We start from the raw sequence: 5,310 nt of genomic DNA on the forward strand, positions 1-5,310 counted from the left end.
CCGGCGTACATGACGGCGATCTTGTCCGCGACGTCGGCGACCACGCCGAGGTCGTGGGTGATCAGGATCAGGCCCATGTGGTACTCGGCCTGGAGGTCGGCGAGCAGGTCCATCACCTGGGCCTGGACGGTGACGTCCAGTGCGGTGGTCGGCTCGTCGGCGATGATCAGGTCGGGTTCCAGGGCCAGCGCCATCGCGATCATGATGCGCTGGCGCATGCCGCCGGAGAACTGGTGCGGGTAGTCGTTGACCCGCTCCTTGGCGGCGGGGATGCGGACCCGGTCCATCAGCTCGACGGCCTTGGCCTTGGCGTCCTTGCGGCTGTCGCCGCGGTGCTTGCGGTACATCTCGCCGAGCTGGTAGCCGACCGTGAGCACCGGGTTGAGCGAGGAGAGCGCGTCCTGGAAGATCATCGCGATCTTCTGCCCGCGGATCTTGCGGCGCTCGTCCTTCGGCATCTTCAGCATGTCCCGGCCGCGGAAGAGGATCTCCCCCTGCGGGATGCTGGCCGGCGGCATGTCGAGGATGCCCATGACGGCCTGCGCGGTGACGGACTTGCCGGAGCCGGACTCGCCCAGCACGGCCAGCGTCTCGCCCGCGCTGACGGTGTAGTTGACGCCGTTGACGGCCTTGGCGACGCCGTCCCGGGTCTTGAACTCGACGTGCAGGTCCTTCACGTCCAGCAGCGGCCCGTCGAAGGGTTCCTCGCGGGCGGGTCGGGCCTGGTCGGCGACGGTGCTCATGTGCCTTTCCCCTCGCTCAGCGCAGCTTCGGATCGAGGGCGTCGCGCACCGCGTCGCCCAGCATGATGAAGGCCAGCACGGTGACGGAGAGCGCGGCGGCCGGGAAGAACAGGGCGAACGGGGCCTGGCGGATCACCTTCTGCGCGGAGGAGATGTCCACGCCCCAGGAGATGGTCGGGTCCTGGAGGCCGATGCCGAGGAAGCTCAGCGTGGCCTCCGCGGTGATGTAGCCGCCCAGCGCGATGGTCGCCACCACGATCACCGGGGCGAGCGCGTTCGGCAGGATGTGGCGGAACATCAGCCGCCCCGTCCCGGCGCCCAGCGCCCGTCCGGCGACCACGTAGTCGGACTGCTTGACGGTGATCACCGAGCCGCGCATCACGCGGGCCAGCTGGGTCCAGCCGAGCACCGCCAGCGCGATCACCACCGACCACACGTTGCGGGTGGTGAACGCGTTCAGCAGCACCAGCGCGCCGAGCAGCAGCGGGATGCCGAAGAAGATGTCGGTGAGCCGGGAGAGCACGGCGTCGATCCAGCCGCCGAAGTACCCGGCGGTCATCCCGGCCAGCCCGCCGAGCACGGTCACCGCGAGGGTGACGCAGATGCCGACCGTGATCGAGGCCCGCGCGCCGTAGAGCACCCGGGCGTAGATCGAGCGGCCCTGGCCGTCGTAGCCGAACCAGCCGGCCCCGAAGAAGTCGGTGTAGTCGGGCTTGCGCAGGTAGTCGTGGGTCAGGTCGGAGGCCCGCGGGTCGGCGTCGGTGAACAGCCCGGGGAAGATCGCGATGATGACCAGCAGCAGGATCAGCAGGGCGGAGACGATGAAGGTCGGCCGCTTGCGCAGGTCCCGCCAGGCGTCGCCCCACAGGCTGCGGGCCTGTTCCCGCTTGGCCGGGTCTGGCTCGATCAGCGTCTCCTGCTCGACGGCCAGTCCCTGCTGTCCGACGTAGTCCAGGTGGTCGCTGTCGGTGGGCTGGATGTTCCGCAGCGGGTCGTGCTCGTCGGGGATGTCCCCGTTCCGGTCAGGCATAGCGGATCCTCGGGTCCAGGACGGCGTACAGCAGGTCGACGACCAGGCTGGCGACCAGGTACACCAGCACCAGCACGGTGACGATGCCGACCACCGTCGGGCCTTCCTTCTGGTTGATCGCCTTGTAGAGGACGTTGCCGACACCGGCGATGTTGAAGATGCCCTCGGTGACGATCGCGCCGCCCATCAGCGCCCCGAGGTCGGTGCCCAGGAAGGTCACCACCGGGATCAGCGAGTTGCGCAGCAGGTGCCGCCCGATGATGGTGTGCCGCGGCAGGCCCTTGGCCACCGCGGTGCGCATGTAGTCGGCGCGCAGGTTCTCACCGATCGAGGTGCGGGTGAGCCGGGCCACGTACGCCAGGGACAGGGAGGCCAGCACCAGGCCCGGCAGGATCAACTGGCTGATGTCCCGGGGGTCCTGGACGGTCGCCGTCACCCAGCCCAGGTTGATCGCGAAGATCGTCTGGGCGATGTAGCCGAGCACGAAGACCGGGATCGAGATGACGATCAGCGTGACCAGCAGCACCAGGGTGTCGGCGACGCTGCCGCGGTAGAGGCCGGCGATCAGGCCCAGCGGGAGGCCGATCACGATCTCGAAGAAGAAGGCGACCAGGGCGAGCCGGATGGTGACCGGGAAGGCGTCCGCCATGATCTCGGAGACCGGGCGGCCGGTGAAGCTGGTGCCGAAGTCCAGGTGGAAGATGTTGTTCATGTAGTGCAGGTACTGCTTCCACAGCGGCTGGTCGAGGTAGTACTGGTGCCGCAGGTTGGCCACGGTCGCCGGGTCGGCCGCCTTGTCGCCGAACATCGCGGCGACCGGGTCGCCCGGCAGGCTGTACACCATCAGGAAGATCAGCAGCGTGGCCCCGAAGAACACCGGGATCATCTGGAGCACGCGGCGTAGCACGTAACGGCCCATGGGAGCCCTCCCTCCGAAGGGGTGACGTAGTACCGGAGCCCCGCCCTCCGTGCGGGGAGGACGGGGCCGGCGCGGGCACGGTCAGCCCTTGACCTCGACCTGGGTCCAGGCCGGGTTGCCGAAGGAGTCGAACGCGACGTTCTGGACCTTGGTGGAGTAGCCGGAGTTGGTCCGGTAGTACCAGAGCGGGATGGCCGGCATGTCGACCGCCAGCTGCTCCTCGGCCTTCTGGTAGCCGGTCGCGGTGTCCTGGATCGAGGCGGCCTGGTCGGCCTCGTTGGCGAGCTTGTCGAACTCCGGGCTGGAGTAGCCGAAGTCGTTGGAGGCGGCGCCGGTCTTGTAGACGTCGGCCAGGAAGTTGGCGTTCAGCGGGTAGTCCTGCACCCAGCCGGTGCGGAACAGGCCGTTGATCTGGTGCCCGGTGATCGCCGCGCGGGCGGTCTTGAAGTCGGTCTTCGGGTCGCCGCTGCAATCCACCCCGGTCGCCTGCCGGATCGAGTTGCAGACCGCGTCCACCCACTCCTTGTGGCCGCCGTCCGCGTTGTACGTGATCTTGACGGCGTTGCCGGGGACGCCGCCGCCCTCGGTGATCATCTGCTTCGCCTTGTCCGGGTTGTACGTGCAGTAGTCCCCGCAGGTACCGGACTTGTAACCCTCGACGCCCTCGGCGACCCAGGCGGTGGCCGACTTGCGCGAGCCCTGGAGCACCGTCTTGGTGATGGTGTCCCGGTCGATCGCCATCGACAGGCCCTGCCGGACCTTGGCCTTGTCCTGGCCCTGCCAGTCGGCCTGGTAGAGGGTGAAGCCGATGTTCTGGATCGCGCCCTGCGGGGAGTCGATCGCCCGGTCGCCGAGGTCGTTCTTGTAGTTCGCCAGCGCCGACGGCGGCACCTGGTCCATCACGTCCAGGTTGTTCGACTGCAGGTCCGCGTAGGCGGCCTCGGCGGTGGTGTACATCTTGAAGACGACGCCGCCGTTCTTCGGCTTGTCCACGCCCTGGTAGTTGGCGAAGGTCTTGGTGACCACCTGCGAGTTGTGGTCCCAGCTGACGAACTCGTAGGGGCCGTTGCCCACCGGCTTCTGCCCGTAGCCCGCCGGGTCCTTGAAGAACCCCTCCGGGAGCGGCGAGAAGGCCACGTACCCCAGCTTGTACGGGAAGTACGAGACCTTGTTGTAGAGCTTGATGGTGAAGTGGGTGTCGTCCTGGACGGTCAGGCCGGACATCTTGTCGGTGGTCGGCGAGCCGCTGTCCGGGTGGACGTCCTTGTAGCCCTCGATGTCCCCGAACCAGGAGCTGTTGATCTGGTTGTTGCCGGTGTTCGCCGCCCAGTTCCAGGCGTCCACGAAGCTCTTCGCGGTCACCGGCGTCCCGTCGTGGAAGGTCCAGCCCGACTTGAGCGTCACGTTGTAGGTCTGCGAGTCGCTGGTGTCGATCGAGTCGGCGACCTGCATCCGCAGCTTGCCGTTGGACGGGTCGTAGTCGGCCAGGCCCTTGAACAGGTTCTGCACGATGCGTCCGCCGCCGGTCTCGTTGGCGTTGGCCGGCTGCAGCGGGTTCTGCGGCTCGCTGCTCTGGTACGTGAACGTCTTGCTGGTGTCGGACGAACCGCTGCCGGAGCCGCTGCCACTACTGCCACAGCCCGTGGCCACCAGGGCCACGGACGTCGCACTGACCAGGGCCCAGCGCACGCGGGTGCCTGCAGGCATGGAGCTTCCTCCTCAGGGGGGTAAGACGCATCTCACCTCATGAGAAGGGCCGGGCCGCGGCGACGCGACCGCAGTAGGGCCGGACGGGGGAGGAACGCGGAGGGGGCACCGGGAGTGTCTCCCGGTGCCCCCTCGCGGTGGCCGCGGCCGGCTCACGCCGCGGCGGTCTCGCGCTCCGACGCGAAGTGGCAGGCCGACTCGTGCCGGGCGCCGGGGGCCGGCAGCTCCGGGACGGCGAGCAGCGGGACCTCGGTGGCGCAGCGCTCCTCCGCCTTCCAGCAGCGAGTGCGGAAGCGGCACCCGGAGGGCGGGTTGGCCGGGGAGGGGATGTCCCCGGAGAGGATGATCCGCTCGCGGTTCTCGCGGTCCGCCGGGTCCGGCACCGGCACCGCGGAGAGCAGCGCCTGGGTGTAGGGGTGGGTGGCGTGGTCGTAGATCTCCAGGTCGGTGCCGATCTCGACCATCTTGCCGAGGTACATCACGCCGACCCGGTCGGAGATGTGCCGGACGATGGAGAGGTCGTGCGCGATGAACATGTAGGAGAGCTCGAAGTCCTGCTGGAGCTGCTCCAGCAGGTTGATCACCTGGGCCTGCACCGAGACGTCCAGCGCGGAGACCGGCTCGTCGCAGATGATGACCTCCGGCTTGAGGGCGAGGCCGCGGGCGATGCCGATGCGCTGGCGCTGGCCGCCGGAGAACTGGTGCGGGTACCGGTTGATGTACTCCGGGTTGAGCCCGACCACGTCCAGCAGGTCCTGCACCGCCTTGCGGCGGTCGCCCTTGGGCGCCACCTCCGGGTGGATCTCGTACGGCTCGCCGATGATGTCGCCGACCGTCATCCGCGGGTTCAGCGAGGTGTACGGGTCCTGGAACACCATCTGGATGTTGCGGCGCACCGCCTTGAGCGCGGC

General features: G+C 68.5%; 5 protein-coding genes. All 5 read right to left on the bottom strand.

All coding sequences use genetic code 11. From position 1 onward, the window contains the following. A partial coding sequence (locus K353_RS33440) for an ABC transporter ATP-binding protein (protein ID WP_111557232.1) occupies positions 1-743 on the bottom strand: 743 nt, incomplete at its 3' end. Positions 744-759: 16 nt separating this feature from the next. Then, entirely contained in the window at positions 760-1,773 is a 1,014-nt protein-coding gene (locus K353_RS33445; RefSeq protein WP_111557233.1) for an ABC transporter permease, read from the bottom strand. Then, positions 1,766-2,692, bottom strand: coding sequence for an ABC transporter permease (locus K353_RS33450; RefSeq protein ID WP_111557234.1), 927 nt, complete (start codon positions 2,690-2,692; stop codon positions 1,766-1,768). Before K353_RS33450 ends, K353_RS33445 begins: the two co-directional genes overlap by 8 nt. 81 nt (positions 2,693-2,773) lie before the next feature. Continuing rightward, positions 2,774-4,399: an ABC transporter substrate-binding protein gene (locus K353_RS33455; protein ID WP_111557235.1), complete on the bottom strand. Its 1,626-nt coding sequence runs from the start codon at positions 4,397-4,399 to the stop codon at positions 2,774-2,776. A 152-nt stretch (positions 4,400-4,551) separates the two neighbouring features. Then, the coding region (locus K353_RS33460; protein ID WP_111557236.1) for an ABC transporter ATP-binding protein at positions 4,552-5,310 on the bottom strand (759 nt) is incomplete at its 5' end.

The organism is Kitasatospora sp. SolWspMP-SS2h (assembly GCF_003259315.1).
Lineage (GTDB): Bacteria > Actinomycetota > Actinomycetes > Streptomycetales > Streptomycetaceae > Kitasatospora > Kitasatospora fiedleri.